At 65.5% G+C, this 25,317-nt stretch carries 22 protein-coding genes; 7 read left to right on the forward strand and 15 right to left on the reverse strand.

What is annotated here, in order from left to right; all coding sequences use genetic code 11:
* Positions 1-906: DNA mismatch repair MutL family protein (locus AC1P6P_RS00100; protein ID WP_481400395.1), on the forward strand; the 906-nt coding region annotated here is incomplete at its 5' end.
* Between the two features lie 249 nt (positions 907-1,155).
* On the opposite strand, the gene AC1P6P_RS00105 is transcribed toward AC1P6P_RS00100, so the two are convergent.
* Genes AC1P6P_RS00105 through rsmD form a run of 3 tightly spaced genes read right to left on the reverse strand, consistent with a single transcriptional unit; the run spans position 1,156 to position 3,154 of the window.
* Complete coding sequence (locus AC1P6P_RS00105; RefSeq protein ID WP_481400396.1) at positions 1,156-1,830, reverse strand: energy transducer TonB; 675 nt, start codon at positions 1,828-1,830, stop codon at positions 1,156-1,158.
* A gap of 28 nt (positions 1,831-1,858) precedes the next feature.
* The gene (locus AC1P6P_RS00110; protein WP_481400397.1) at positions 1,859-2,551 is read right to left on the reverse strand and encodes an energy transducer TonB; all 693 of its coding nucleotides are present in this window, start codon (positions 2,549-2,551) and stop codon (positions 1,859-1,861) included.
* Between the two features lie 48 nt (positions 2,552-2,599).
* Positions 2,600-3,154, reverse strand: a complete 555-nt coding sequence (gene rsmD, locus AC1P6P_RS00115) for a 16S rRNA (guanine(966)-N(2))-methyltransferase RsmD (protein WP_481400398.1) — start codon at positions 3,152-3,154, stop codon at positions 2,600-2,602.
* Between the two features lie 75 nt (positions 3,155-3,229).
* On the opposite strand from rsmD, the gene AC1P6P_RS00120 reads away from it, so the two are divergent.
* Complete coding sequence (locus AC1P6P_RS00120; RefSeq protein WP_481400399.1) at positions 3,230-5,293, forward strand: protein-disulfide reductase DsbD family protein; 2,064 nt, start codon at positions 3,230-3,232, stop codon at positions 5,291-5,293.
* A gap of 206 nt (positions 5,294-5,499) precedes the next feature.
* On the opposite strand, the gene AC1P6P_RS00125 is transcribed toward AC1P6P_RS00120, so the two are convergent.
* The 6 genes from AC1P6P_RS00125 to AC1P6P_RS00150 all read right to left on the reverse strand — a co-directional run bounded on the left by AC1P6P_RS00125 (position 5,500) and on the right by AC1P6P_RS00150 (position 10,973).
* Complete coding sequence (locus AC1P6P_RS00125; RefSeq protein ID WP_481400400.1) at positions 5,500-6,705, reverse strand: MFS transporter; 1,206 nt, start codon at positions 6,703-6,705, stop codon at positions 5,500-5,502.
* Between the two features lie 135 nt (positions 6,706-6,840).
* Positions 6,841-7,203, reverse strand: a complete 363-nt coding sequence (locus AC1P6P_RS00130) for a PRC-barrel domain-containing protein (RefSeq protein WP_481400401.1) — start codon at positions 7,201-7,203, stop codon at positions 6,841-6,843.
* 225 nt (positions 7,204-7,428) lie between these two features.
* A complete protein-coding gene (locus AC1P6P_RS00135; RefSeq protein ID WP_481400402.1) occupies positions 7,429-8,949 on the reverse strand; it encodes a sensor histidine kinase in 1,521 nt (506 codons plus the stop codon).
* Positions 8,933-9,694 (reverse strand): response regulator transcription factor, encoded by a 762-nt coding sequence (locus tag AC1P6P_RS00140; RefSeq protein WP_481400403.1) that lies wholly within the window; start codon positions 9,692-9,694, stop codon positions 8,933-8,935. Before AC1P6P_RS00140 ends, AC1P6P_RS00135 begins: the two co-directional genes overlap by 17 nt.
* Positions 9,681-10,085 (reverse strand): hypothetical protein, encoded by a 405-nt coding sequence (locus tag AC1P6P_RS00145; protein ID WP_481400404.1) that lies wholly within the window; start codon positions 10,083-10,085, stop codon positions 9,681-9,683. The genes AC1P6P_RS00140 and AC1P6P_RS00145 overlap by 14 nt, the downstream gene beginning before the upstream one ends.
* A 213-nt stretch (positions 10,086-10,298) precedes the next feature.
* Positions 10,299-10,973, reverse strand: a complete 675-nt coding sequence (locus tag AC1P6P_RS00150; RefSeq protein WP_481400405.1) for a matrixin family metalloprotease — start codon at positions 10,971-10,973, stop codon at positions 10,299-10,301.
* A gap of 131 nt (positions 10,974-11,104) precedes the next feature.
* On the opposite strand from AC1P6P_RS00150, the gene AC1P6P_RS00155 reads away from it, so the two are divergent.
* The 4 genes from AC1P6P_RS00155 to AC1P6P_RS00170 all read left to right on the forward strand — a co-directional run bounded on the left by AC1P6P_RS00155 (position 11,105) and on the right by AC1P6P_RS00170 (position 17,548).
* Positions 11,105-11,539, forward strand: a complete 435-nt coding sequence (locus AC1P6P_RS00155) for a PRC-barrel domain-containing protein (protein WP_481400406.1) — start codon at positions 11,105-11,107, stop codon at positions 11,537-11,539.
* Between the two features lie 157 nt (positions 11,540-11,696).
* Positions 11,697-11,978 (forward strand): YMGG-like glycine zipper-containing protein, encoded by a 282-nt coding sequence (locus AC1P6P_RS00160; RefSeq protein ID WP_481400407.1) that lies wholly within the window; start codon positions 11,697-11,699, stop codon positions 11,976-11,978.
* An 84-nt stretch (positions 11,979-12,062) separates the two neighbouring features.
* Complete coding sequence (locus AC1P6P_RS00165) at positions 12,063-14,753, forward strand: glycoside hydrolase family 3 C-terminal domain-containing protein (RefSeq protein ID WP_481400408.1); 2,691 nt, start codon at positions 12,063-12,065, stop codon at positions 14,751-14,753.
* 107 nt (positions 14,754-14,860) lie between these two features.
* Positions 14,861-17,548 (forward strand): glycoside hydrolase family 3 C-terminal domain-containing protein, encoded by a 2,688-nt coding sequence (locus AC1P6P_RS00170; protein ID WP_481400409.1) that lies wholly within the window; start codon positions 14,861-14,863, stop codon positions 17,546-17,548.
* A 3-nt stretch (positions 17,549-17,551) separates the two neighbouring features.
* Here the strand turns inward: AC1P6P_RS00170 and AC1P6P_RS00175 are convergent, their stop codons facing one another.
* Together AC1P6P_RS00175 and AC1P6P_RS00180 are read right to left on the reverse strand one after the other, a co-directional pair.
* Positions 17,552-18,748, reverse strand: a complete 1,197-nt coding sequence (locus tag AC1P6P_RS00175; protein WP_481400410.1) for an exo-beta-N-acetylmuramidase NamZ family protein — start codon at positions 18,746-18,748, stop codon at positions 17,552-17,554.
* On the reverse strand, positions 18,745-19,287 hold the full coding sequence (locus AC1P6P_RS00180) for a DOMON-like domain-containing protein (protein WP_481400411.1): 543 nt from the start codon (positions 19,285-19,287) through the stop codon (positions 18,745-18,747). The genes AC1P6P_RS00175 and AC1P6P_RS00180 overlap by 4 nt, the downstream gene beginning before the upstream one ends.
* A 208-nt stretch (positions 19,288-19,495) precedes the next feature.
* On the opposite strand from AC1P6P_RS00180, the gene AC1P6P_RS00185 reads away from it, so the two are divergent.
* Positions 19,496-21,187 (forward strand): hypothetical protein, encoded by a 1,692-nt coding sequence (locus AC1P6P_RS00185; RefSeq protein ID WP_481400412.1) that lies wholly within the window; start codon positions 19,496-19,498, stop codon positions 21,185-21,187.
* A 672-nt stretch (positions 21,188-21,859) separates the two neighbouring features.
* Here AC1P6P_RS00185 and AC1P6P_RS00190 read toward each other — a convergent pair.
* The 4 genes from AC1P6P_RS00190 to AC1P6P_RS00205 all read right to left on the reverse strand — a co-directional run.
* Positions 21,860-22,942, reverse strand: coding sequence for a protein-glutamate methylesterase/protein-glutamine glutaminase (locus AC1P6P_RS00190; RefSeq protein WP_481400413.1), 1,083 nt, complete (start codon positions 22,940-22,942; stop codon positions 21,860-21,862).
* Positions 22,943-22,944: 2 nt separating this feature from the next.
* A complete protein-coding gene (locus AC1P6P_RS00195; RefSeq protein WP_481400414.1) occupies positions 22,945-23,793 on the reverse strand; it encodes a CheR family methyltransferase in 849 nt (282 codons plus the stop codon).
* A gap of 18 nt (positions 23,794-23,811) precedes the next feature.
* Positions 23,812-24,276 carry a chemotaxis protein CheW gene (locus tag AC1P6P_RS00200; RefSeq protein ID WP_481400415.1) on the reverse strand — a complete coding sequence of 155 codons (465 nt, stop codon included), beginning with the start codon at positions 24,274-24,276 and terminating at the stop codon, positions 23,812-23,814.
* 1 nt (position 24,277) lies between these two features.
* The coding region (locus tag AC1P6P_RS00205; protein ID WP_481400416.1) for a methyl-accepting chemotaxis protein at positions 24,278-25,317 on the reverse strand (1,040 nt) is incomplete at its 5' end.

A 25,317-nucleotide genomic window follows, 5' to 3' on the forward strand; every position in this document is an offset into this window, starting at 1 on the left:
CTCGATTGCGATCCGGCCTTCGTCGACGTCAACGTTCATCCGGCCAAGACCGAGGTGCGCTTCCGCGATGCCGGATTGGTCCGTGGGCTGATCGTCTCGGCGCTGAAGCACGCCATCCATCAGGCCGGTCACCAGGCTTCCACCACGGTCGCCTCCGAAGCGCTGGCCGCGATGAAGCCGCACAGCGGCTGGGAATACCAGCCATCGCTGCCGGTCGAGCCCTATCGTTCGCCCGCCGCCTATGACGCCAGCCGCGATTTCCAGTCGCCGTTCGCGCCCGCAGCCCGCGTCGAATCGATCGAACCGCCGCCGCCGCAAGAGGTTTCGACCCCGCTCGGTGCCGCTCGGGCACAATTGCACGAAACCTACATCGTGGCGCAGACGGCTGACGGCATTGTGATTGTCGATCAGCACGCCGCCCACGAGCGCCTCACCTACGAGCGCATGAAGCGGCAGATGGACGAGGGCGGCATCGCCCGCCAGCCCTTGCTGGTGGCCGAGGTGGTCGATCTCGATTCGGCCGAAGCCACCCGCCTCGCGTCGCGCGCGGCGGAACTCGCCGAGCTTGGCCTCGTCATCGAGCCGTTCGGACCCGATGCCATCCTGGTGCGCGAAACCCCGGCTTTGCTGGGCCAGATGGACGTCAAAGCGCTGCTGCGCGATCTCACCGACGACATTGCCGAAACCGGTGGGGCGCTGTCGCTGAAGGAGCGTCTGGAAGCGGTCGCCGCCACACTCGCCTGCCACACCTCGGTGCGCTCCGGCCGCCGTCTCAATGCCGACGAGATGAACGCGCTGCTGCGCGAAATGGAAAAGACCCCGCACTCCGGCCAATGCAACCACGGCCGCCCGACCTACGTCGAACTGAAACTCGCCGATATCGAGAAACTGTTCGGCCGGCGGTGAGCATTGAACGTCGGCCCTTGGTCTTTCCTCCCCCGCGGTGTCGCGACTAGGACCCGCCGCTCGGTGTCTGAATAGCGGGGGAGGTGGCCGTCAGGCCGGAGGGGGGATTGCGCTGGCGTCGGATCGATCCCCCTCGCGCAATACGCTGTCGCTTTGCGCCGCTGCGCGATCCACGTCCCCCGCTGTTTCAGAATCGCCGTATGTCACACGGAACAGAGCGCCGCGGGGGCGGAAGGACGTTATGTCCCCTCAGTGCAACGACCACTTCACTTCGGCTTTCCACGGCACCGCGATGGGTTGACCGTCTTTCACCGCCGGCTTGTACAGCCACTGGCTGGCGCAGAACACCGCCGCATCATCGAGCATCTGATCGCCGGCCACGACGTGCACACCGGCGGTCGTGCCCAGCAGCGTAATCGTGAAGCCGACCGTGGTCGTGCCTTGCACGCCGAGCCGCACCGCATCGGCGGGATAATATTCCGTGCAGATATGCGGCTTGCCGATAGACTCCGGCGTTTGAATCCCGCTCAGTGTTGTCGACAAGCCGGCGAAACGCGCGCGGCCGTACGATTTGCCCTGATATTCGTCGATGCTCCAGGTGATGGTCTCGTGCCAGGGCACCTCCACCGGCACGGCGTTGTGCGTCGCCGGCCGATAACGGCTGGCTTCGATACAGGCGAGGGTCTGCTGGTCGAGCGCGGCGTTGCCGCTCGATTTGGTCAGCACGACGTTGGTGACTTGGCCATCGGCAGCCACGCGCATGCTCACCTCGGCGGTGCCTTGGGCGTGGGCCGCAAGCGCATCGGGCGGATACTTCAGACAGGTCGAGAAATACCAGTATTCCTGCTGCGGCGGGGTTGTCGTGTCGGCTTGGGCCCAGGCCGGCGTTGCGGCGAGAAGAAAAAGTGCGAGTGCGAATTTCATAAACGATCGTCCCCAAACTGCTGCGGCCTCACTGCCCGCTTCGGGCGCTGCCCCACGGAATGGTCGCCGACCAGCGCACGCTGACCGGCAGGCCGTTGTCGCTGGCGGGCTGGTAGCGCCAGATGCGGATGCATTTCACCGCCTCGTCGTCATAGGCGTCGTTGCCGGCCGAGCGCGACACCACGAAATCGCGCGTCGAGCCTTCGGCCGTGATCGTGAACTGCACCACGGTCGGTCCGGTCAGCGGCACGCGGGTGTTTCGCAAGGCGCCGAAATTGAGCGATATCTCGCAGCCGTGTTCTTCGCCCAGCAACGGCATAGGGGGAGTAAAATGCGCGTTCGTGCGCGTCTCCGGCGCCGGGCCTTCGAAGGTGTCGTGCAGGTACCAGGCGACGCTGACGCGCCATGATGCGGCGAACGGCACGCCGGCTCTGGTCGCGGGCGTGTAGGTCCACTCGCTGGCGCAATCGATGGTGGCTTGATCGAGTTCGGCGTTGCCGCTCGATGTCTCGACCGTAATGTCCTTCACATGGCCGTCTTCGCCGACGGTGAACCGCAGCAGCGTCTTGCCTTCGATGCCGTCGCGCGCGGCGGCGGCGGGATAGCGTTGCAGGCAGGTATGGGGTGCGCCGGTCGCCACCGGTCGGGTGAATTGCGGCGGATCGCGATCCTGGGCACACGCCGCCGTCGCAAGAAATGCCGCAATCACCGCGCGCTTCATAGCCAGCCCCCCGGAAAGACACGCCATCGTAGCACGGTCGGCCGCCGTCTACGTGCGCAGGAATGTCACTCTGGTCTCGCCGTAATGGCGCTCTTCCAGGCGTTCGTAGCCGGCCCCTTCGACATGTTCGTCGGCCGCGGTTTCGGCGACGACCACCGCACCCGCCGCCAGCCATCCGCCGGCCCGCAAGCTTTGCAGCGCCGGTTCGATCAGGTCCTTGTGATAGGGCGGGTCCAAGATCACCAGCGTGAACGGCCCGCCGGCGCCGGCCGCCATGTCGCCGAGGCTGGTGGCGTCGCGCCGCCAGATCTTGCTGGCGCCGGTGAGGTTCAGGGCTTCCACGTTCTGGCGCACCAGGGCGCGGCTTTCGGCGGCATCGTCGACGAACAGGCAGAAGGCGGCGCCGCGGCTGAGGGCCTCAATACCCATGGCGCCGGTGCCGGCGAACAAATCGGCCACCCGGGCGCCGTCGAGCGCCACCAAATCATTGTGCACCAGGATGTTGTAGATCGCCTGTCGCACCTTGTCGGCGGTCGGCCGCACGCTGGCATCGCGCGGGGTCGCCAGGGTCCGTCCGCCGTAAAGTCCAGCCGTGATGCGCATCGGTAAGCCTCCGCTGCCGGCTATAGCCATCCGAGCCTGTTGGCGTAAAGGGGGCGGAGAGGCTAGGTTTGGCCCATGCGCTCCATTCTCGCCGGTCTTTTCGCCCTTGCCAGCCTTTTGGCGCCCGCGCTCGCGGCCTCGCCCGATAGCGGCCCCAAGGTCCATGTCCAGCTGATCGCCGACCGCGACGCGGTCCGCCCGGGGGGAACCTTCACGGTTGCCGTCGAGCAGGATATCGCTGCCGGCTGGCATACCTATTGGTCCAATCCCGGCGAAGTCGGCCAGCCGACCGAGGTGAAATGGACGCTGCCGCCGGGCTGGAAGGCGGGGCCGATCCAGTGGCCGTATCCGATCCGCGTGCCGACCGGCCCGATCATGGATTACGGCTACGAGGGCAAGGTCTGGCTGCTGGTGGACGTAACCGCGCCGGCCGATGCCAAGGGCACCGTGTCGCTCGCGGCGCTGGTGCAGTATCTCGTCTGCAGCAATGTCTGCGTGCCCGAAGAGGGGACGGCGCAAACGAAGATCGTCGTCGATCCGGCCGCGGGCGGACCGGCGGTGTCCTCGGCCGGCGACTTCGCGGCGGCGCGCGCGAAAATTCCCGCCGCTTCGCCGTGGCCGATGCGGTTCGCGGTCGGTCAGGATTTGCGCCTGTTCGTGGCGGCTCCGGCGCTGGCGGGGACCGCGCGGCCGGCCAGCGTACAATTTTTCCCGGATGCCTCGGGATCGGTGGTCGATGCCGCGGCGCAGAGCTTCGCGTTTGCCGCCAACGGGCTGGTGGTCGAGTTGAAGCCTGGCGCAGCGATGGCCAAGCGCAAGGCGCTGAGCGGCGTGCTGGTGCTGGCCTCCACCGACGGCTCGGTGCAGGCGCTGACCGTCCATGCCGCACCGGGTGCGGTTCCCGCGGTCAAGGCGGCGGAAGAATTCAGCCTGTGGCTGGCGCTGGCGTTTGCCGCGCTCGGCGGTTTGATCCTCAACATCATGCCGTGCGTGCTGCCGGTGTTGGCGATGAAGGCGCTGGCGCTCGCCGGACATGCCGGAGCCGATCGCGCCCACGCCCGCGCCGAATCCTTCTCCTACGCGGTGGGCGCGATCCTCAGTTTCGTCGCCTTCGGCCTCGTCGTGATGGCGCTGCGCGAGGGCGGCGCGGCCATTGGCTGGGGCTTCCAACTGCAGGAGCCGATCGTCGTCGCCGGGCTGGCGTTGTTGATGGCAGCGGTCGGTCTCAACATGTCGGGTGTGTTCGAGATCGCCCCGATTTCCGCGGGCGAGGCGTTGGCGCGGCGTGGCGGATTGGCCGGGGCGTTTTTCACCGGTGTGCTCGCGGTGGCCGTCGCGGCGCCGTGCACTGCGCCGTTCATGGCGACGGCCATCGGCTACGGCTTCACCCAGGATGCGCCGGTGGTGATCGGCATCTTCGCGGCCCTCGGCATCGGCTTCGCGTTGCCGTTCCTGCTGCTCGGCCTGATGCCGGCGCTGCACAAGCTGTTGCCCAAGCCCGGGCAATGGATGGTGCGGCTGAAGAAACTGCTGGCCTTGCCGATGTACGCCGCTGCCGGCTGGCTGGTGTGGGTGTTGGCGCAGCAGGTCGACCGCAGCGGTGTTGTTGCCGCGCTTGCCGCACTGGTTGCGCTCGCGGTTGCGCTGTGGATTTGGGGCCGGGTGCAGATGTCGTCGGGCTGGGCGAAAACCGCCGGCTGGATCGGTGTCGCGGTGTTCCTCGGCGGCGGCGCTTATGCCTTGTCGGTCGTGGCCGCAGCCAGCCCGCCCAAGCCGGTCGCCGTCACCGCCCATGCCGGCATGGCGTCCGAGCCTTACACGCCGGCGCGCCTCGCAGCGTTGCGCAAGGAGGGCCGGCCGGTGTTCATCGACGCCACCGCCTCGTGGTGCATCACCTGCCTCGTCAACGAGGAGGCGGCGCTGTCGCGACCGTCCGTACACGCCGTTTTCCAGGAGCGGAAGATCGCGCTCCTGGTCGCCGACTGGACCAACAAGAATCCCGAGATCACCGCGCTGTTGGAACAGCATGGCCGCTCCGGCGTGCCGCTCTATCTCTATTACGCCCCCGGCGCGAGCGACGCGAAAATCCTGCCGCAGATCCTCACCGAAGGCGAAGTGCTGAAAGCACTGGGGAATTAGAAAAACCTGTCATCCCCGGCCGAGCCAGCGCAGCGCAGCGAGGGGAAGGGGACCCAGGTATCGACACACGCATGGTGTACGTGATTGGCGCTGCTGTTCCTGCAAGTTCGACGAAACCGTCTTGCTGTCTGTACCTGGGTCCCCTTCCCCTCGCGGCCCTTCGCGTTTTGTGCTCGGGCGGCTCGGCCGGGGATGACAGGCGTTTTTCACGTCGCCATCACGATGTCCTTGGCTTCGTGGCCGCGCCACACCAGGGCCATGATCGCCAGCGACGCCACGATGGCGACCCCGATCAGGGCGGGGGCGTAATCGTTGTTGTGGTGTTCGGCATAACCCGCCTGGAGCACGGCGTTTGACGCCGCGATGAAATTGCCGAGCTGGTAGACGGTGCCGGGGAACGCGCCGCGCGCGTCGGGCGGCGACAGTTCGTTGAGATGGGCCGGGATCACGCCCCAGGCACCCTGGACGCAGAACTGCACCGCGAAGGCGCCGACCGCGAGCCACGCGGCGCTCGGGGCATAGGCCCATAGCCACGTCATCGGGATCGCGGCCAAGGCGGCGGCGATGATGGCGCGGCGCCGGCCGATGAGCTGGCTGAGGCTGCCGATCGTCAGTCCACCGAGGATCGCCCCGATGTTGTAGAGCACGGCAATGGTGCTGACCGTCCGATGCGAAAAATGGCGCTGGTTCTGCAGGAAGGTGGGATAAAGGTCCTGGGTGCCGTGGCTGAAGAAATTGAAGGCGGTCATCAGCACCACGACATAAATGCCAAGCTTCCAGTTGCGTTTCAGCACATCGAGGAAATCAACCTTGACGGCGCGGTTGCGGTCGAACGCCGGCGACTCCGGCACCTTCGAGCGGATATAGAGGATCAGCAGCGCCGGAGCGACGCCGACCATGAACAGCCCGCGCCAGCCGATCAGCGGATAAAGCAGCGCATAAACCACCGAGGCGAGAAGATAGCCGGAGGGATAGCCTGATTGCAGCACGCCCGACACCAGTCCGCGCGTCTTGGCGGCGATGGTTTCCATCGTCAGCGAGGCGCCGACCCCCCATTCGCCGCCCATGGCGACGCCGAACAGCGCCCGGATGACCAGGAAGGCATACAGATTGGGCGCGAACGCGGTGGCGAAGCCGAACAGCGAATAGAGCCCGACGTCGAGCATCAGGATCGGCTGGCGGCCGAAGCGGTCGGCGAGGCGGCCGAACAGCAGCGCCCCCAGCGGCCGCAACGCCAGCGTCAGGGTGATGGCGAGGCTGACCGCTGTGATCGACGTCGCGTAGGCGCCCGAGACGTCCTTGATCACGAAAACGAGAAGGAAAAAATCAAACGCATCAAGGGTCCAGCCGAGGTAGCTGGCGACCACCACATGCCGTTGGGCACGGGTCCATCCGCTGAGTACTGACAGCATACGACCGACCCCCAGAGCCCCATCGCCCAAAACCCCATGGCATTGAGCGATGATTCTCGGATTCTGTCACGGTCTTCCGTATGCGTACAGTCCCTTACGGATGGTAATAACACGGCGCGTTTGTGGTACTCGGTATCACGGCGTGTTGGTGGCGTTTGATTTGGGAAGCTGCTTGATCTGGTCCCCGGTCAGGTTGGTCATGTAGCCGCCTTTTTCGCGCGGCTGCAGCGAGCCCATCGGAAACAGCACGGTGGTGCCGGCAATGCCCATGCGCCGCTCGATGGTGACGGCCGCGAGCGGCTGGCCCTGGGTATCGTTGCCCATGCGGGTGACGGTGCCGATCCAGTCGCCGTCGGAATTGTAGATGCGTTGGCCGGTGAGATCGACCGTCGCGCCCGCGGCTGGCGGCGTCATCGGCGTGGCGGGCGTGGTGTCCTGCGCCATTGCCGGAACGGCGGTCAGGGCCATAACGGCGAACAGTTTCGTCATCGAATTCATGGAGGCGTTCCTTCGCGATTGCGACCGAAGGAACGTGTGGCGGACGCTGTCGGTTGCGCTCCGAAAAGACCGGAGCCGGAGGTGGCTGTTCCATCTCCGGCTCCGTTGGGCTGGGGTGCAAACCCAAGCGATACGCAGCGCTCCTCGCAGCCTTAATTGAACACTGCGCACGAAGACTCTGCCATGCGAGCGCAGGTGGTGTTGTGACAAGGTTGAAACAAGGATTTACGCATCGGCTTTTAAGCTGACGGTGATTTCGAATCCCCCGCCGTCTCGGTTTTTTGCGCTCACCTTGCCGCCGAGGCCTTCGACGTTGCGCTTGACGATCCACAGGCCGAGACCTTGATGCTCCGTAGAGGGAAGATTTCCACTGTCCGCATCGGTGTCGTCGCGATAGGTGACATAGCGGCTGAAAATGCGCGCCAGCCGGTCGGGGTCGACGCCGGGGCCGCGATCGGCGACGCGGACCTCGACCCACTGGCCGTTGCGGCTGAGGGAAACATCGATGGTGCCGAACTTCGGCGTGAAGCTGGCGGCGTTCTCGAGGATGTTCTCGATCACCGGCTCGAGCAGGTCTTCGTTGGCGTGGGCAGTGACACCTTTCTCGAGCGCGGAGGCGAGGCGCTTTCCCTGTGCCGCAAGCGTGACGTCATAGTCGCGCAGCATCTGCATCAGGAAGGCGGTAAGGTCGATCGGGCGGCGCACCGGAAACACCACTTCGGCGGCGGCTTGTTCGAGGTCGCGCACGCTCGATACCGCCGAATCCAGGCGCACCACCGAGCGTTCGATCAATTGCAGCGCGCGTTGCGCCACTGTATCGGCGGGCTGGATGGCCCGTTTCAACGGCTCGATCGACTGGGCGATGACGGCAAGCGGCGCCTTCAGGGCGTGCGAATTCTCTTCCGCGGTCTGCTTGATGAACGCCTGGCTCGATGTCAGTGCCAGCACCAGGCTGTCGAAGTCTTCCGCCACGCCGGTCAGTTCGGGAATGGTGTTGAGTTCGCGGAACGAGGCGGCACCGGCGCCGCGCATGCGGATGCGACGGGCCGCGGTGCGGAAGCGGGCCACGTTGCGCCACAGATGCACCGACAGCAGGATCACCAGCGCGGCGCTGGCGAAATAGATCACGAAGGCGGCGGGCAGCGTCGGCAGGCTCCAGAACGACAGATGCAGCGCCGCGGGCGCCAGCTCCTGGGCGTTCTGCGAGGTGATGACGATCCAGCAATTGCCGCCGGCGTGGACGGGCGTCATCGAGGTCAGGAGCTCCTGCCGCCCCGCCGGATTGACGAAGCGGACCGAGAGGTCGGTGGCGCGATCGCAGGTCGGCGCCAGGCGCTGGAAGATGCCCGACTGGATGAGATCGTGGCGCTCCTGTTTCAGATAGGCGCTCGGCAGCGGCGGCGCCGAGGCGATGTAGATGAAGTCATCCGGCTTGGCCCCTTGCAGGCGCACCAGCACCTTGACGTTGGTGTTGACGAGCGCGGCGCCCGCCAGCGCGTCGGACAGCGCCCCCTGCGGCTCGGACTGGAAGCGGGCGAAGTGCGGCCTCAGCATGGCCGCGACGACACGGCCGGTCTGGTCGACGGCATTGTGCAGCAGCACCGATTGCTGGTGCTCGGCGCGCTGGAACTGCCACCACAGGATCAGCGGCACGCTGAGAAGAATGACGGCAAGCAGGAACAGTTTGAGGGCGAAGGAGTGGACGAGCTTGTACGCGAGCGGCTTCGCGCTACTGTTCGCTTCCATTCCGCCACCTGTAGCCGAAGCCAGGGTAGTTGGTGATCTGCGCGAACACCGAGTCGAGATCGCGGAACTTCTGGCGGATGCGCTTGATGAAGGCGCGCACGTTGGTGCGGTAGCCGATCTCGCCGTCGCCGGCCATGAAGCCCTCGCCGTGAACAATGTCGTAGATTTCGCGATAGCTGACGTCGCGGTCGGAGTGCTCGATCAGATAGGCGACGATGTTGAATTCGGTCAGCGTCAGGCCGACGTTCTGGTTCTTCCACAAGGCGCGGCGCGAATCGTAGCGCAGGGTGATGTCGCCGATCTTGAGGGCGTCCTGGCCGGCATCGGCGGCGGCCTGCATCGCCTGCTTGGCCTTGTGCCCCGACAGGATCAGCTCGATCCGCTTCAGCAGGATGGAAAAGCTGCGCGATTTTTCGACGAAATCGACAGCGCCGCCCAGCAGTCCCGCCTCTTCGAAAATCTGGTCGTTGAGCACGGTGAGGAAAATGACCGGGATGTCGATCTTTTCGGAGCGCAGGCGCTGCAGCACTTCGATGCCGGTCATGCCGGGCATCTTCCAGTCGAGCAGCACGATGTCGGCGTTGGGTCCGTGGGTGAGGAAACTCACCGCCGTGGAGCCGTCGGCAAAGGCGTCGGTCGAATAGCCGGCGTCGATCAAATTGGTGCTTACGGACTCGCGGAACAATTCGTCGTCGTCGACCACCAGGATATGACCACGGGCGGTGGTGCGGCTAACTTGGTCCATTGGCTCTCACCGTCAGGATGTTGCGAATGCAGGCGGCGTCGGCATCGGGGCCGGCGGTGTATTTGAGGGCGTGATAATTCTCGGTCTTGAGATCGGGATAGAAGACGATCTGGAACGAACATCCCGGCGCCGCATAGGTCCACACCAGCGAGGGATCGCTTTTGACGACCGTGCTCGGGGCGCCAAGGATTTTTTCGACTGCGGCCGGGGCGAGGCCGATGAGGCTCTTGGGATCGATCGCGGCAAGTTTTTCCGGCTCCTTGGTTTCGTGAACTTCCCGCGGTGGCCGCCGCGGCCGGGCCGGGGCCGGAGTCGGCACCGGAGCTGCGGGGGCGGCAACCACCGGCGCGGGCGCCGCTTTCGGCGGTGGTTCGCCATGGGCATGCGGCACGATCGAGCACGCCGAAAGCAGACTCGCCCCGAACGCGGCGGTTACGAATTGTGATAGTATGTGTCTCATACCAAGCCAAGACGAGATTTGCAGGTTGATCCCCGCAAACATCGTTTTTGAGGCCACGCGTCAGGAATGCGGGGCTGCGTTGCACCAAACCGCAGCCATCATGCGGTATGGCGAGGCCATAGTCACGATGCTTGAACGCTGTAATTAGTGGACGGTACTGACCAATCGCGGGGCCGGGCCGTAGAGCGCCACTGCACCGGCAATGTCGCCGGCCGCGAGCGTGACGCGCGCCGGATCGTACTCGAAACTCATCAGCGTTCCGTTGGGGCCGGGGTGGTCGAGGCCGATGGCATGGCCGATTTCATGGGCGAAAACATAGTAAAGGCGATAGCTGCCGGTGGCCGCCGTCGTCCAATGCGCCTCGGGGTTCAGGCAGACGACGGCGCGTGACAGCGACGTCACGCGGCCGCCTTCCGCAGGGGTCACGTCGCTATAGGCGATGCCGTCGGCGACCGCTTGCGCCGCGATGGTGATGTCGGCGGGCTGGTCGGTGCCGGCCGGCACGAACCGCACGGCGGCGGCGCGGCTCCACAGCGCGAAGGCGGCATCGGCGGCACGCAGCGCGTCTTCGCGTGACAAGCGGGCGTGGGCGAGCAGGTCGTCGAAGCCGGCGGTGCGTTTGCAGTTCTCGCGGCCCGCTGCCGGCGGATGGGCGAAGGCGATGCGCCAGGTGACGACGGCGCCGCGGCCGAGATGAGGCGCCCCCCATTTGACGAGATGGCCGTCGATGTCGAGCAGTTTGTAGCCGGCTTCGTCGCCGGCGCCGGCGGGAGCGGCGAGCGTTGCAGCGATAGTAAGCAGGCGAAACAGTCGTAACACGACAGGGACCCCAATCCGCTCCAATGCAAGCGGGGCAATTGTCCCAGCATAATCACAACCTTTGGCTTAACCGGCGGCTAGGCTTTTTGTCGCGCGACGTGCGCCAAGGGGCTGGCATGAGGGAACCCCCGATGAAGACATCGTTCATGGCTTTGGCCTTCGGCCTGTGCTGCACCCTCCCGGTGTTGGCGCAGACCACTTCGCCGCAAACATCACCGATGAGTGGCCCATCTGATCAGGCGACACCGACCCAATCGACCATGCCGTCGAACACGCCGACGCAGGGCGATTCGATGATGAGCCATGCCACCACCGCCAATCTCACGGGCCAGGCGATCTACAATTCGAAGGGCAAGAAGATCGGCACCGTGGCGGCGATGACGACCGACGCCAACGGGGCGCAAGCGGCTTCGGTGACGATGGAAAAGTATCTCGGCATGGGCGGACAGACGGTCGCCATTCCGGTGTCGTCGCTGCAGGCGCGCCAGAACGGCGGCTACACCACGAATCTCAGCTCGGCCGAACTGAAGTCGCTGGCCAAGTCGGGCGCGATGCATTCGCCGTAGGCGTGCCGCGTTGGAATTGGTGGGTGGCGGCGAGGCCCGCGGCGGCTCTCCCCCCACAGCCCCTCGGTCGGCGTTGGTATTGTCGCCACCCACCAAGCCGTTTCGGCACCGTGCTGCGTGCCGGGCGTTAATCAGGGCAAGCGACAGGGAGTGCAACATGCGATGGCGAATTCCGGCGATGGTGCTGGCGCTGACATTGGCGGGCTGCGGCACGACGACGGGCGACCGGACGGTATCGGGCGCTGGGCTCGGTGCGGCGGGCGGGGCGGTGATCGGCGCCATGACCGGCTCGTGGGCGACGGGGGCGGTGATCGGCGCGGTCGGCGGCGGCGTGCTGGGGGCGGCAACCGATCCGTGTGACCTCGATCTCGGCACGCCGTATTGGCGCGATCATGGCGGGCGCGCGGAATACGACCGGCGCTGCCGTGATCACGATTAGGCGAGCCGGACAAATCCTCGATTTGCGGCGCTCAGGTTCCCGGGATTAGTATGCGGGCAAAATACCCCCCGGGAGGATTCTTTCATGACGTCTCGTTCGATGTTGCGCTCGGCCACGGCGGCCGTGGCGCTGCTGGTGCTTACGACGCAGGGCGCGTCGGCTTTTGATTGGCCTTGGAGTGATACCGGTACCAAAACTCCGCCACCGCCGCCGCCGCCCGCCTACACCAACACCGCGCTGCCGTTCGAGCAGCGGGTCGACGATCTCGTCGCGCGCCTCACGCCCGAAGAGAAGGCGTCGCAACTCGGCAACTGGTCGCGGCCGATTCCGCGCCTCGGCGTGCCCGGCTACAACTGGTGGAACGAGGCGCTGCATGGGGTGGCGCGCAACGGCGTCGCCACCGTGTTTCCGCAGGCGATCGGCATGGGCGCGACCTTCGATCCCAAGCTGGTGCACGACATGGCCGAGGCGATCTCGACCGAGGCGCGCGTCAAGTACAACGAAACCGGCTACGACAAGGATCACGGCATTTTCCAGGGCCTGACCTTCTGGTCGCCGAACGTCAACATCTTCCGCGATCCGCGTTGGGGGCGCGGCCAGGAGACCTATGGCGAAGATCCGTGGCTGTCGGGCCAGTTCGGCAAGGCGTTCGTCACCGGCATGCAGGGCGACGATCCGAAATACCTGCGCACCGTGGCGACGCCGAAGCATTTCGCGGTCCATTCCGGTCCCGAGCCGACGCGCCATGAAGTCGATGTGCCGGCCGACAAGCACGACATGGTCGATACCTATCTCGCCCAGTTCCGCACCGCGATCGTCGAAGGTCACGCGGAATCGGTGATGTGCGCCTACAATCGCATCAACGGCCAGCCGGCCTGCGCCCAGGATTTCCTGCTCAACGAAACCCTGCGCGGCGCCTGGGGCTTCAAGGGCGTGGTGGTGTCGGATTGCGATGCGGTGGAAGATATCGAGCGCGGCCATCACTACACCAAGACCGTCGCCGAAGCGGCGGCGGTGTCGCTCAATCACGGCGTCGATAACGATTGCTCGACCTGGACGCTCAACGTCAAGACCGGCGAAGATTACCAGCGCTATATCGATGCGATGAACCAGGGTCTGGTGACGCCGGCGGTGGTCGATGCCTCGCTGAAGCGCCTGTTCATGGCGCGCATGAAGCTTGGCATGTTCGATCCGCAATCGATGGTGCCGTTTGCCCAGGTGCCGGACAGTGCGCTGAATTCCGATGCGCATCAGGCGCTGGCGCTGAGGGCGGCACACGAATCCATGGTGCTGCTCAAGAACAACGGCGCCTTGCCGCTGAAACACACCGTCAAGCGCATCGTCGTGGTCGGGCCGCTCGCCGATCAGGTGGTGCCGCTTTATGGCAATTACAACGGCACCCCGGTCGCTGCGGTGTCGGCGCTGGAAGGCATCCGCCGCCAGTTCCCGAACGCGGAGGTGGTCTACGAGCCCGGCACCAATTTCCTGCGCGCCGGCACGCCGGTGCCCGCATCGGTACTGAAGGCGCCCAATGGCGAGACCGGTCTCTATGCCGAGTTCTTCGCAGCCGAGGACTTCAGCGGTGCGCCGGTGATGTCGCGGGTCGATGCCGGCGTCGATTACGAGCGCGGCCGTGTCGCCATGAAGATCGCCGAACTGCCCAAGCTGCCGCACTACGCGGTGCGCTGGACCGGCACGCTGACGCCGGCCGAAACCGGCGATTACGCGCTCGGGCTCGATGCCCGCGTCGGCAAGCTGTGGCTCGACGGCAAGGAGATCGTCACGCTCGGTTCGGGCGACCAGACCGCCAAGACCGTGGTGCTGCACCTCGTCGCCGGTCATGCGTATCAGGTGAAGATCGAGCGCGGTTACGAGCCGCGCATGTCGATTCACTTCGTCTGGACCAAGCAGATTTCGGATGCGCAGAAGCGCGCTGTTGCGGCGGCCAAGAAGGCCGACGTGGTGATCGCCGTGGTCGGCATCACCGCGGCGCTGGAAGGCGAGGAGATGAAGGTCGATGTCCCCGGCTTCGTCGGTGGCGACCGCACCAGCATCGATCTGCCCAAGCCGGAAGAGGATCTGCTCGAAGCTGCGCGCAAGGCGACGAAGAAACCGGTTGTCGCCGTGCTCTACAACGGCTCGGCGCTGGCGGTGAATTGGGCCGCCAAGCACGCCGACGCGATCCTGGAATCGTGGTACGGCGGTCAGGCGGCCGGCACCGCCATCGCCGACATTCTATCGGGTGCGTACAATCCGTCCGGCCGCTTGCCGGTGACGTTCTACACCGGCGTCAAAGACCTTCCGGCCTTCACCGATTATTCGATGGCGAACCGCACCTATCGCTATTACGGCGGCAAGCCGCTGTATCCGTTCGGCTATGGCCTTAGCTACACGACCTTCGCCTACGGCAATCTCAAGCTGACCGCGCCGGCCTTGAAAGCCGGCGACAAGCTTGGCGTCGATGTCGAGGTCAAAAACACCGGCAAGCTCGCGGGCGAAGAAGTGGCGCAGCTTTACCTGCGCTTCCCCGGCGCCCCCGGCATGCCGCACGTCGCGTTGCGCGGCCTTGCCCGTGTCACGCTGCAGCCGGGCCAGACGCAGACGGTGCACTTCGATCTCAACCCGCGCGATCTTTCCAGCGTGACCGTCGCCGGTGACATCAAGGTGCAGCCGGGCGCCTATATGCTCAGCGTCGGTGGCGGCCAGCCGGGCACCACCAAAGCCATCGTCACCACGCCGCTCACCATCGAAGGCGAGCAGGCGCTGCCGCAGTAAGAAGACTGTCATCCCCGGCCCTGCAGAGGCGCGTCAGCGTATCTGCAGGGGGAAGGGGACCCAGGATGGGCCGGCAAGACGCCGCCCGAAAACTCGGGGGAAATCCCATGACCAACAAATCCCTGTTGCGTACGGCGACGGCGCTCACCGCGCTGCTGCTGCTTTCCGCGAACGCTTCCGCCTTCGATTGGCCGTGGTCGAAGAAGGAACCGCCGCCGCCACCGCCGCCACCGGCCTACACCAACACCGCGCTGCCGTTCGAGCAGCGGGTCGACGATCTCATCGCCCGCATGACGCCGGAGGAAAAGGCCTCGCAGCTCGTCAATCAGGCGCGCGCGGTGCCGCGGCTCGGCGTCCACGCCTATAACTGGTGGGGCGAGGCGCTGCATGGCGTCGCCCGCAACGGTCTCGGTACCGTGTTCCCGCAGGCGATCGCGCTCGGCGCCACCTTCGATCCGGCGTTGGTGCGCGAGGTGACGACCGCGGTCTCGACCGAGGCGCGCGTCAAGTTCAACCAGGCCGGCGGCAACGGCACCGATCACGCCATCTATCAGGGCCTGTCGTTCTGGTCGCCGAACGTCAACATCTTCCGCGATCCGCGCTGGGGCCGTGGCCAGGAAACCTATGGCGAAGACCCGTGGCTGACCGGCACCATTGCCAAGGCGTTCGTCTCCGGCATGCAGGGCGACGATCCGAAATACCTGCGCACCATCGCCACGCCCAAGCATTATGCGGTCCATTCCGGGCCCGAGCCGACCCGCCATACCGTCGATGTCACCGTCTCGCGCCACGACATGGCCGACACTTATCTGCCGCAGTTCCGCGCCGCCATCGTCGAGGCCCACGCCGGTTCGGTGATGTGCGCCTATAACAGCGTCAACGGCCAGCCCGCCTGCGCCAGCGATTTCCTCCTCACCGACACGCTGCGCAATGCCTGGGGCTTCAAGGGCTACATGGTGTCGGATTGCGATGCCGTGGAAGACATCACCTACGGCCATCACTACGCCAAGGACATCACCGAGGCCGCCGCGATGGCGGTCAAGCACGGCGTCGATGTCGATTGCGCCGACTACTGGCTGGTGCCGCGCAAGGAGCCCGATTACAGCCGCTATGTCGATGCCATGCGCGAAGGCATTTTGCCGGAAGCCGCGGTCGATGCCTCGCTCAAGCGTCTGTTCATGGCCGAGATGCGGCTCGGGCTGTTCGATCCCGCCGCCAGCGTTCCGTATACGAAGGTTCCGGACTCGGCGCTCGATTCCGCTGCCCATCGCGATATCGCCCGCCGCGCCGCGCGGGAGTCGATGGTCCTGCTCCGCAACAACGGTGCGCTGCCGCTGCAACAGAGCGTCAAGCGCATCGCGGTGATCGGTCCGCTCGCCGATCTGGTGACGCCGCTTTACGGCAATTACAACGGCATCCCGTCGCATGCGGTGTCGGCGCTGGAAGGCATCCGCCACGCCTTCCCCAATGCCGAGATCGTATTCGCGCCGGGCACCAATTTCCTGCGCGAAAGCGTTCCGGTGCCGGCCGAGTTGCTGACCACGTCCGATGGCAAGCCCGGTCTCACCGCCGAATATTTCGCCAAGGGCGATTTTTCCGGCCCGCCGGTGGAATCTCGCGTCGATGCGAAAGTCGATTTCGGCGATGATCCCGATCTGATCAAGGCGTCGAAGACCCACGACATCTTCACCGTCGGCATGCGCTGGTCGGGCTTCGTCACGCCGGCCGAGGCCGGCGATTATCTCCTCGGTCTCGATGCGCCCGGCGGCGCGCTGTTCCTCGACGGCAAGGAAATCGCCCGCATCGCCGGACCCGGCGGCAAGAGCGTCAAGGCGACCGTCGTGCATCTCGAAGCGGGGCACAAATACGCCATCCGCATCGAGCGCGGCCCGGCCATTCACATCACCATGCGTCTGGTCTGGACGCGCCAGGACCCCGCGGCGCTGAAGCAGGCGGTTGCGGCGGTGAAGAAGGCCGATGCCGTCATCGCCGTGGTCGGCATCACGCCCGGCCTCGAAGGCGAGGAGATGGCGGTGGATGCGCCCGGCTTCGTCGGCGGCGACCGCCTCACGCTCGATCTGCCGAAGGTCGAAGAGGATCTGCTCAAGGCCGCGCGCAAGGCGACGAAGAAGCCGCTGATCACCGTGCTCTACAACGGCTCGGCGCTGGCGGTGAACTGGGCCGCCAAGCATTCCGACGCGATCCTGGAATCCTGGTATGGCGGCGAGGAAGCCGGCAACGCCATCGCCGACATTCTATCGGGTGCATACAATCCCTCCGGCCGCCTGCCGGTGACGTTCTACAGTGGCGTCGCCGATCTGCCGGCGTTCACCGACTATTCGATGGCCAACCGCACCTATCGTTACTACAGCGGCAAGCCGCTCTACAGCTTCGGCTACGGCCTGTCCTACACGACGTTCGCGTACAGCAACGTCAAGCTCAGCGCCCCGACGCTGAAGGCCGGCGACACGCTCGGTGTCGACGTCGCGGTGAAAAACACCGGCAAGCTGGCGGGCGACGAGGTGGCCGAGCTTTACCTCAGCTTCCCCGGCACGCCCGGCATGCCGCGCGTCGCGTTGCGCGGGCTGGCGCGTCTCAGCCTGGCGCCCGGCGAAACCAAGACCGTGCATTTCGATCTCGCGCCGCGCGATCTGTCGAGTGTGACGCCGGAAGGCGTGATCAAGGTCCAGCCCGGCCGCTACACCCTCAGCGTCGGCGGCAGCCAGCCGGGCTTCACCAAGGCAATCGCCGCAACGCCGCTTACCATCGAAGGCGAACAGGTGCTGCCGCAGTAATGCCTAATAGAGCAGGAACGCGCGGCGTTCCTGCTCCCATTTTTCTTCATCCGCGCGTGCCAGTGCGTCGAGATCGCCCGGCACTGCGCCGGCACCATCGACCCATGCGCGCAGGTCCGGCCCGCCGTTGATGACGTCGATGGCGAGCTTGCCGGTTTCGTACTCGTAGGGAAAATCGCGCCACAAGGGATAATCCGCGTGCAGACGGCGGATCGCCTTGAAAGCGAGGGCCTGCAGCCGCCACGGCTTGAACGCAGCGTGCTGATACCCCGGGCCTTCCGTATGAATCTGCACGCCGTGGCAGAGCTTGCCGGCATGTTTGTGGAATGTCGGCTCGAACCAGCATTCGCGCAAGCTGCAGCCGGCGGTCCAGTCGGGCGCCAACGCCCACATTTCGCCGAGCACCGCGGCGGCGTCGATGTCGGGCGCCCCGAACAATTCCAGCGGCCGCGTCGTGCCGCGCCCTTCCGACAGCGTGGTGCCTTCCAGCATCACGGTGCCGGCATAGGCGCGCGCCATGAACACATTCGGTGCATTCGGTGAAGGATTGACCCACACCCGTTCCGGCCAGCCGTAGCCGGGCGCGGCGTCGGGCTGCCATCCCTCCATCGCGACCACGCGATAGTCGACATCAAGCTTGAACGTCGCCACGAACCAGCGCCCCATTTCGCCCATCGTCAGGCCGTGGCGCATCGGCATCGGCCCGGCGCCGACGAAACTCTCCCAGCCGTGGCGCAGAAGCGTGCCTTCCACCGGCCGTCCCGCCGGATTGGGCCGGTCGAGCACCCACACGCTCTTGCCGTGTTTGGCGGCGGCCTCCAGCACATAAAGCAGCGTCGTCACGAAGGTGTAGATGCGGCAGCCGAGGTCCTGCAGATCGACCAGCAGCACATCGAACGTGTCCATCATCGCGGGCGTCGGCCGGCGCACCGTGCCGTAAAGGCTGAACACCGGAATGCCCAGCGCCGGATCGATGAAATCCGGGCTTTCCACCATGTTGTCCTGCTTGTCGCCCTTGAGCCCGTGCTGCGGCCCGAACGCCGCGGTCAGCCGCACATCGCCGGTCGCCGCCAGCGCATCGAGCGAATGCACCAGCCCCGCCGTCACCGATGCGGGATGGGCGAGCAGCGCCACGCGCTTTCCAACCAACGGCGCGCGCAAGGATGGATCGGCCACAAGCCGGTCGATGCCGAATTTCATGGGGTCACCGCAATGTCGAGCGCGAAGGCGTCGGCGTGATGGAAATCGGGCTTGTCGGGGGCATGGCGCAGCGCCCAATAGGAGATCGCGCCGCCGGTTTCCTGGATCACCGCCGCCAGCCCCAGCCGCCACGCGCCCGCGGGCACGACACCGAGACTCCACCGCGTACGCAGTTCCCACAAGCCGACGCCGTAACGTCCTTCAGTCGCCGGTGCCGCAATGCCCGCCTCGGGATGGCGCCCTTCGCGATAGCCCGCTAACGCATAGGCCTGCCAGTCCCAGGTCGGTGCGACGTTGAGTTCCCAATAGGCCTCGCTGCCCGCGGGCTTGATGAAAGCCTCCAGGCAGGTGTGTTCCCACAGCCCGTCCACGCGCTTGCGGGTCGCCGGCGAGGGAAACCCCGGCGTCACCCGCGCGGCGCTGCCGGTCACATAGTAATGCAGCCGCAGATTGCCGCCGGCCTCGCGCGCGACGAAAACCTCGATCGCGGAAACCACCGCCGACGGCGTATCGGGATGACAGACAAGGGCGTGACGCATGGCGGTGTTATAGACGTTTTGCAGCCCAGAGGCGAGGCGGATGCCTCCTTCTATCGCCGTGCGGCGCATTTCCTAACCAATCGTTTACGCCTGACGGCAAAAGCGCGGCGACGTGTCCGTGAATCTCCCTAATCGCGCGGCCCGCGCGTTTACTTCTATTTCGCTGATTGGGCGGCACAATGTCGGTTCACAGGTGGGATGTGGCTACATGAGTCATATAGTCGTAGTCGGCGCCAATACCGATCTGGCCGCGCAACTGGAATCGGCGCGCCGGGTCATCGAGCGGCATTTCTTGTCGGCGGGCAAGATGCTGACGCAGGCGATCGAAGGCATCGATGCACTGGTCGCGTCGCTGGAAAAACTCGTCGAAGCGCTCGACGCCAAGGCCGTGTCCGCCGCCACCACCGATCTTCGCACCGCCGCGCAGAGTCTCAACAGTCTCGCCGACAATCACCGCACCCGCCAGCACGCGATCGAGAACCTTGGCCGCCACCGCGAAACGCTGGCGAAATATGTCACCGACATGCGCTCCAGCTTGGCGTACATGCGGGCCTTCACCGTCAACATCAAGATCGTGTCGAGCGGCATTGCCGAAGCCGGCTCCACCTTCGAATCCTTCGCCCAGGAAATCTCGGACTGCATCGAATCCGGCCGCGAACAGCTGCGCCAGATGGAAGAAGAATTGCTGGGCCTGCAGGAAGGCCTCGCCTCGGCGCTGAGCCAGGGCGCGACGCTGACCTCGCGCATCGGCACGCTGTTGCCGGTGTTGCCGAACGAATTGTCGGAAAGCGCCGGCCTGATGGGCGACCACTATTCGCGCGTATCGGCGGTGGCCGGCGACGTCGCCGGCATCGCCCGCAACATCCAGAAGCGCGTCGTGCGCGTGCTGCAGGCGTTGCAGATCGGCGATATCACCCGCCAGCGCATCGAGCATGTGCAGGATTCGATCCGCCGCTTGCAGACCGATCCGGCGTTGCAGGACAACGAAGGCCGGCTGATGGCGCTCGGTTACGGCTTGCTGGAACAGCAGCTTTATTCGACCATCGAGGAATTCCACCAGGAAGTCGGCGAAGTCGAAGCGGCGATGACCGACATGGGCGCGCACAGCCGCGAATTGTTGAAGCTGCGCGACATGGCCTATGGCGGCAAGAGCGGCGGCGGCTTCCTCGACGATCTCGGCGTTCGCATCGATCAGGCGTTCGTGCTGGTCAAGGAAATCGAACTCGCCGATGGTTCGGCGTTGCGCACCGGCCAGGAAACGGCGGCGGCGGCGAACCAGCTCTCCAAGCGCATCGCCGCAGTTCAGGCTCTCAAAAACGACGTTCAGTACATGGCGCTCAACACCACCATCAAATGCGCCCAGATCGGCGATGCGGCGCGGCCATTGTCGGTGATCGCGATCGAGTTGCGCGACCATGGCCGCCATCTTGAAGATGCGGCAGCGTCGGGCTTGTCGGAACTCGACGATCTCACCGGTGCCGCGGGCGCGCTCGTCACCGTGCACGATGGCGAAGGCCGGCTGTCGGCGGGCGAGGCGCTGGGCGTTGCCGCCAATCTGATCCGCACCGCGCGCGAACGCACCGAGGCCGAAGTCGGCACGCTGGTGTTGCGCGGGGAGGAATTGCTGCAGGTGATCGACTCTTCGGCGACGCGGCTGGCGTTCCGCGACGAGATCGGCGACACGCTGGAATCGGTTGCTGCCGTGCTCACCGAGCGCGCCAAATGCGCCCCGCAGGACGCCTCCGGGATCGAGGACCAGTTGGCCGAGATGCTGGAAGATTTCGGCAGCCTTTATACCATGGCGCAGGAACGCAACGTTCATAACGCCTTCGTGGATTCGGTCGGCGCCGATTACGCCGAAGTCCACGAAGCCATCCAACGCCGCGCCGCCGCCGCATAGATTCGCTTCCCCTTTACTGCCCCCGCGGGCGCACCGCTCTTGCCGCTCGCACTGAGGCCGTGGGGGAAGTGGTGCGTCAGCACCGAAGGGGGCTCGTTACTCTCAACCAATGCAAGCCCCCTTTGCCCTGTCGGGCACTTCCCCCACGGTCTATCTGCACGCGGATAAATCACCTCGCCCGCGGGGGCAGTAAAGCCTGTCCCGCGCGCACCGCCGCGACGCACGCGCGCCCTTTACCAATTCTGTTCATCTACCTGAACAACTGCACCTGCATCGCAAGCGGAAAAAACGTCATGATTGTCGCACCAGGTTGAAATCGTCAGCACCACACCCCATATCCCAACTGTGTTGTTTTTGGAGAATGGCCAGAACGATGGCGCGCGAAGAAATCGCGGCCTGCAATACCGTTTCGAACGCGGTTGCGAAGTCATACTGGTGAAGGAGGCGCCCGTGCCTCCGTGGAGAGATGGACAGGAAGATGTGCCGTTGAGCGCCGATGCGGAACACCGCCGAGCGCAACAGTCAAAACGACTGCGGCCGGTTCGCCAAATGCCATCGCCGGGTAGCCGAGGGAAAAGCTTGCGGTGCCGTCGCTGCGCTCGCCAAACCGGGCGTGCCGTGCGCCAAAGCCTTTGCAGAAGGCGGACGTTCCGCCTTTTGGCGTATTTAGGGCTACCGCGCCGCCGCTTTCAGCATTTCCGGCGCGATTGCGCTCAGCGGAACGATCTTGTCGACGCAGCCGCGGGCGATGGCTTCCTTGGGCATGCCGAAGACGATGCACGAGGCTTCGTCCTGGGCAATGGTGAAGGCGCCGGCGTCTTTCATTTCGGCGAGGCCGCGGGCGCCGTCGTCGCCCATGCCGGTCATGATCACGCCGACGGCATTTGATCCCGCTGCGTTCGCCGCCGAGCGGAACAGCACATCGACCGAGGGACGATGGCGCGACACCAGCGGGCCTTGCTTGACCGAGACGTAGTACTTGGCGCCGCTGCGTTCGAGCATGGTGTGGAAGTTGCCCGGTGCGATCAGCACGCGTCCGCGCAGCACCGCATCGCCGTCGGCGGCTTCTTTGACTTCCACCTGGCACAGGCTGTCGAGGCGTTTGGCGAAGGAGGTGGTGAAGCGTTCCGGCATGTGCTGGACGATGACGATGCCGGGCGCGGCATGCGGCAGGGCGATCAAGACTTCGGTCAGGCTCTGGGTGCCGCCGGTGGAGGCGCCCATGCAGATGATGGTTTCGGTGGTGCGGGCCATCGCCTGGCGGACCGGTGGCGGCAGCATGGCGTCGGCGGTCAGCTTCTTCTCGGGGACGAGCGGTTCCAATGCCGGGCGCCGTGAGCCGTCGAGGCAGGCGCGTGCGGCGGCCTTGACGCTGTCGCAGATCTGGATCTTCGCTTCGTTGAGTTGTTCGGCGACGCCCATCTTCGGCTTCTGGATGATGTCGACGGCGCCCGCTTCCAGCGCCTGCAGCAGCGTCTGCGAACCGGCTTCCACCAGCGAGGAGCACATCACCACCGGGATCGGGTGCTGTGCCATTAGCTTTTTCAGGAAGGTGATGCCATCCATGCGCGGCATTTCAACGTCGAGGGTGATGACGTCGGGCACTTCCTTGCGGATGCGCTGGGCGGCGACGAAGGGATCGTTGGCGGCACCGATCACCTCGATGTCGGGGTCTTCCTCCAGGATCGCCGACAACGTCTGGCGCACGGTGGCGGAGTCATCGACGATCAGAACACGGATTTTTGCTCGCGCCATGCTCAACTCCGGCGAAAGATAGTGTTGGCCACCGATTGCAGCGGCAGGCCGGTACGGGAAACGGACTCGGAATGGCCGAGGATAAGATGGCCGCCCGGCCGGAGATGACGGCACAGCCGCGTCGGCACCGCAAGCTGGGTCGGCTTGTCGAAATAGATCAGGACATTCCTGAGGAAGATCACGTCGAAGTCGGAGGGAACCGCATAGTGCTCGTCCATCAGGTTGAGGCGGGCGAAGGCGACCTTGGAGCGGAGTCGCGGCGACATGCGCACTTCGGCGCCGTCGGCCGACCGCATGACGTAATGATGCAGCAGATGATCGGGGACTGGATCGACCATGGCGGCGGGAAAGCGTCCGACCAGCGCGCGCTCCAGCGATTGGTAGCAAAGGTCGGTCGCCAGCACCGAATAGTCCATGCCGGGATGCTTGCGGCAGAAATCGTCGAGCAGCATGGCGATGGTGTAGGGCTCGGCGCCGATCGAGCAGGCCGCGCTCCACGCCTTGATCTGCCGCGTTCCCTTGGCGAGGATCTCGGGCAAGATGGTGCCGGTGAGATAGTCGAAATGCGACGGCTCGCGGAAGAAGTCGGTTTTGTTGGTGGTGACCGCGTCCATCAGGTGGACGATCTCGGCCTCGATCGCCGGGCCGGTCTCGTCGAACAGGATGCGGCAGTATTCGTTGATGTCGCCGATGCCGACGGCCCGCATGCGCCGGCGGATGCGCCCTTCCAGCATGGTGTGGCGCGAGGTGTTGAGCGCGATACCGCAATACGCCTTGATGAACTTCGCCAGCCGCTCGAAATTGAACGCGCTGAGCGTATCGCGTTCGGACAATCGGGCGGAGGGCGTCATCGGTGGCTCGCGATGCCGTCAGGCGGCGATTGGAAGGGCTGCGACGTCGGCGGTGGTCAAGAGCTTGGCGACATCGAAGATCACGACAAAGCCGCCGCCGCGATGGACGACGCCGGCGATGTAGTCGCTGCGCCACTGGATGCCGACATCGGGTGCCGCGTCGATCTCGTTCTCGGCGAAGCTCGCAACCTCGAGCACGCGGTCGGCGACCAGCCCGAGGCAGAGTGTGCGGCTCTCCAGCGGCACGTCCAGCACCAGGATGCGGCTTGCCGCCGTCGGCGCCTGCTTGGCAAGGCCGAGCTTGGTTCTGAGGTCGATCATCGGAACGCCACGGCCGCGCACGTCGATCAATCCCAGCATCCACGCCGGACCGTCGGGAATGGCGAAGGCGTCGCGGTAATCCAGGATCTCGCGCACCAGGGCAACGGGAACCGCGAACACCTCCGCACCGAGGCCAAGCGTGACGTATTGGCCCGCCTTCATCTCACGCATACTCCTTGAAGCGTTCGTCGTCGGAATCGGGGCCGCCGTGGGTAAGGTCGAGCGCGAAGCCTTTGGCGCGTTCCTGCTGCTCGGCGACGGTGGGCGCTTTCGGCGTGCCGCGCAGGCTGATGCGCTCCGGCCGTTTCTTGACGGCAGTCTTCTTGGCGGCGCTGCCGGTGCTGCCCTTGGCGTCGGTGCGGAAATACGAGATGGAGGTCTGCAATTCCTCCGACTGGCTCGCCAGTTCGACCGAGGTGGCGCTCATCTGTTCCGACGCGGCGGCGTTCTGGCGCGTCACCTTGTCGAGCTGCTGGATCGCCTCGTTGATCTGGCTGGCACCGACGTCCTGCTCGCGGCAGGCGGCGCTGATCTCGGAGACGAGCTCGGCGGTCTTGCGGATATCGGGCACCAGGCGGGTCAGCATTTCGCCGGCGGACTGGGCCGCCTTGACGGTTTCGCTCGACACCGCGCTGATCTCCGAGGCCGCGGTCTGGCTGCGTTCGGCGAGCTTGCGCACTTCCGAGGCGACCACCGCGAAGCCCTTGCCGTGCTCGCCGGCGCGCGCCGCTTCCACCGCCGCGTTGAGGGCAAGCAGGTCGGTCTGGCGCGCAATCTCCTGCACGATGGTGATCTTCTCGGCGATGGTCTGCATGGCGATGACCGCCTTGTTGACGGCGTCGCCGCTGACTTCGGCATCCTTGGCCGACTGGCGGGAGATCTTCTCGGTCTGCGCCGCGTTGTCGGCGTTCTGCTTGATGTTGGCCGCCATCTCTTCCATCGAGGCGGAAGCTTGTTCGGCGGAGGAAGCCTGCTCGGTGGCGCCTTGGCTGACCTGTTCGGCCGCCGACGACAATTCCTGGCTGCCCGACGCGACGTTCTCCGAAGCATTGGTGGCATTGGTGACGACATCGCGCAGCTTCTCGACCATGCGCTGCAGCGCCCGGCCCAGCATGTCCTTTTCCGACAGCGGCTTTGGCTCGACGGTCAGGTCGCCCTCGGCGATCTTGTCGGCGATCTGGGCGGTGGTGCGCAGGTTGGCGG

The sequence above is a fragment of the Rhizomicrobium sp. genome (assembly GCF_056722145.1).

Excerpts from the sequence above, each read along its gene's own strand:
- AC1P6P_RS00135 (WP_481400402.1), bottom strand. The coding sequence starts at position 8,949 with ATGGAAGCGAACAGTAGCGCGAAGCCGCTCGCGTACAAGCTCGTCCAC.
- AC1P6P_RS00200 (WP_481400415.1), bottom strand. The coding sequence starts at position 24,276 with ATGAAGGCGGGCCAATACGTCACGCTTGGCCTCGGTGCGGAGGTGTTC.
- AC1P6P_RS00195 (WP_481400414.1), bottom strand. The coding sequence starts at position 23,793 with ATGACGCCCTCCGCCCGATTGTCCGAACGCGATACGCTCAGCGCGTTC.
- AC1P6P_RS00170 (WP_481400409.1), top strand. The coding sequence starts at position 14,861 with ATGACCAACAAATCCCTGTTGCGTACGGCGACGGCGCTCACCGCGCTG.
- AC1P6P_RS00125 (WP_481400400.1), bottom strand. The coding sequence starts at position 6,705 with ATGCTGTCAGTACTCAGCGGATGGACCCGTGCCCAACGGCATGTGGTG.
- AC1P6P_RS00190 (WP_481400413.1), bottom strand. The coding sequence starts at position 22,942 with ATGGCGCGAGCAAAAATCCGTGTTCTGATCGTCGATGACTCCGCCACC.
- AC1P6P_RS00155 (WP_481400406.1), top strand. The coding sequence starts at position 11,105 with ATGAAGACATCGTTCATGGCTTTGGCCTTCGGCCTGTGCTGCACCCTC.
- rsmD (WP_481400398.1), bottom strand. The coding sequence starts at position 3,154 with ATGCGCATCACGGCTGGACTTTACGGCGGACGGACCCTGGCGACCCCG.
- AC1P6P_RS00130 (WP_481400401.1), bottom strand. The coding sequence starts at position 7,203 with ATGAATTCGATGACGAAACTGTTCGCCGTTATGGCCCTGACCGCCGTT.
- AC1P6P_RS00180 (WP_481400411.1), bottom strand. The coding sequence starts at position 19,287 with ATGCGTCACGCCCTTGTCTGTCATCCCGATACGCCGTCGGCGGTGGTT.
- AC1P6P_RS00175 (WP_481400410.1), bottom strand. The coding sequence starts at position 18,748 with ATGAAATTCGGCATCGACCGGCTTGTGGCCGATCCATCCTTGCGCGCG.
- AC1P6P_RS00105 (WP_481400396.1), bottom strand. The coding sequence starts at position 1,830 with ATGAAATTCGCACTCGCACTTTTTCTTCTCGCCGCAACGCCGGCCTGG.
- AC1P6P_RS00140 (WP_481400403.1), bottom strand. The coding sequence starts at position 9,694 with ATGGACCAAGTTAGCCGCACCACCGCCCGTGGTCATATCCTGGTGGTC.
- AC1P6P_RS00120 (WP_481400399.1), top strand. The coding sequence starts at position 3,230 with ATGCGCTCCATTCTCGCCGGTCTTTTCGCCCTTGCCAGCCTTTTGGCG.
- AC1P6P_RS00165 (WP_481400408.1), top strand. The coding sequence starts at position 12,063 with ATGACGTCTCGTTCGATGTTGCGCTCGGCCACGGCGGCCGTGGCGCTG.
- AC1P6P_RS00185 (WP_481400412.1), top strand. The coding sequence starts at position 19,496 with ATGAGTCATATAGTCGTAGTCGGCGCCAATACCGATCTGGCCGCGCAA.
- AC1P6P_RS00160 (WP_481400407.1), top strand. The coding sequence starts at position 11,697 with ATGCGATGGCGAATTCCGGCGATGGTGCTGGCGCTGACATTGGCGGGC.
- AC1P6P_RS00110 (WP_481400397.1), bottom strand. The coding sequence starts at position 2,551 with ATGAAGCGCGCGGTGATTGCGGCATTTCTTGCGACGGCGGCGTGTGCC.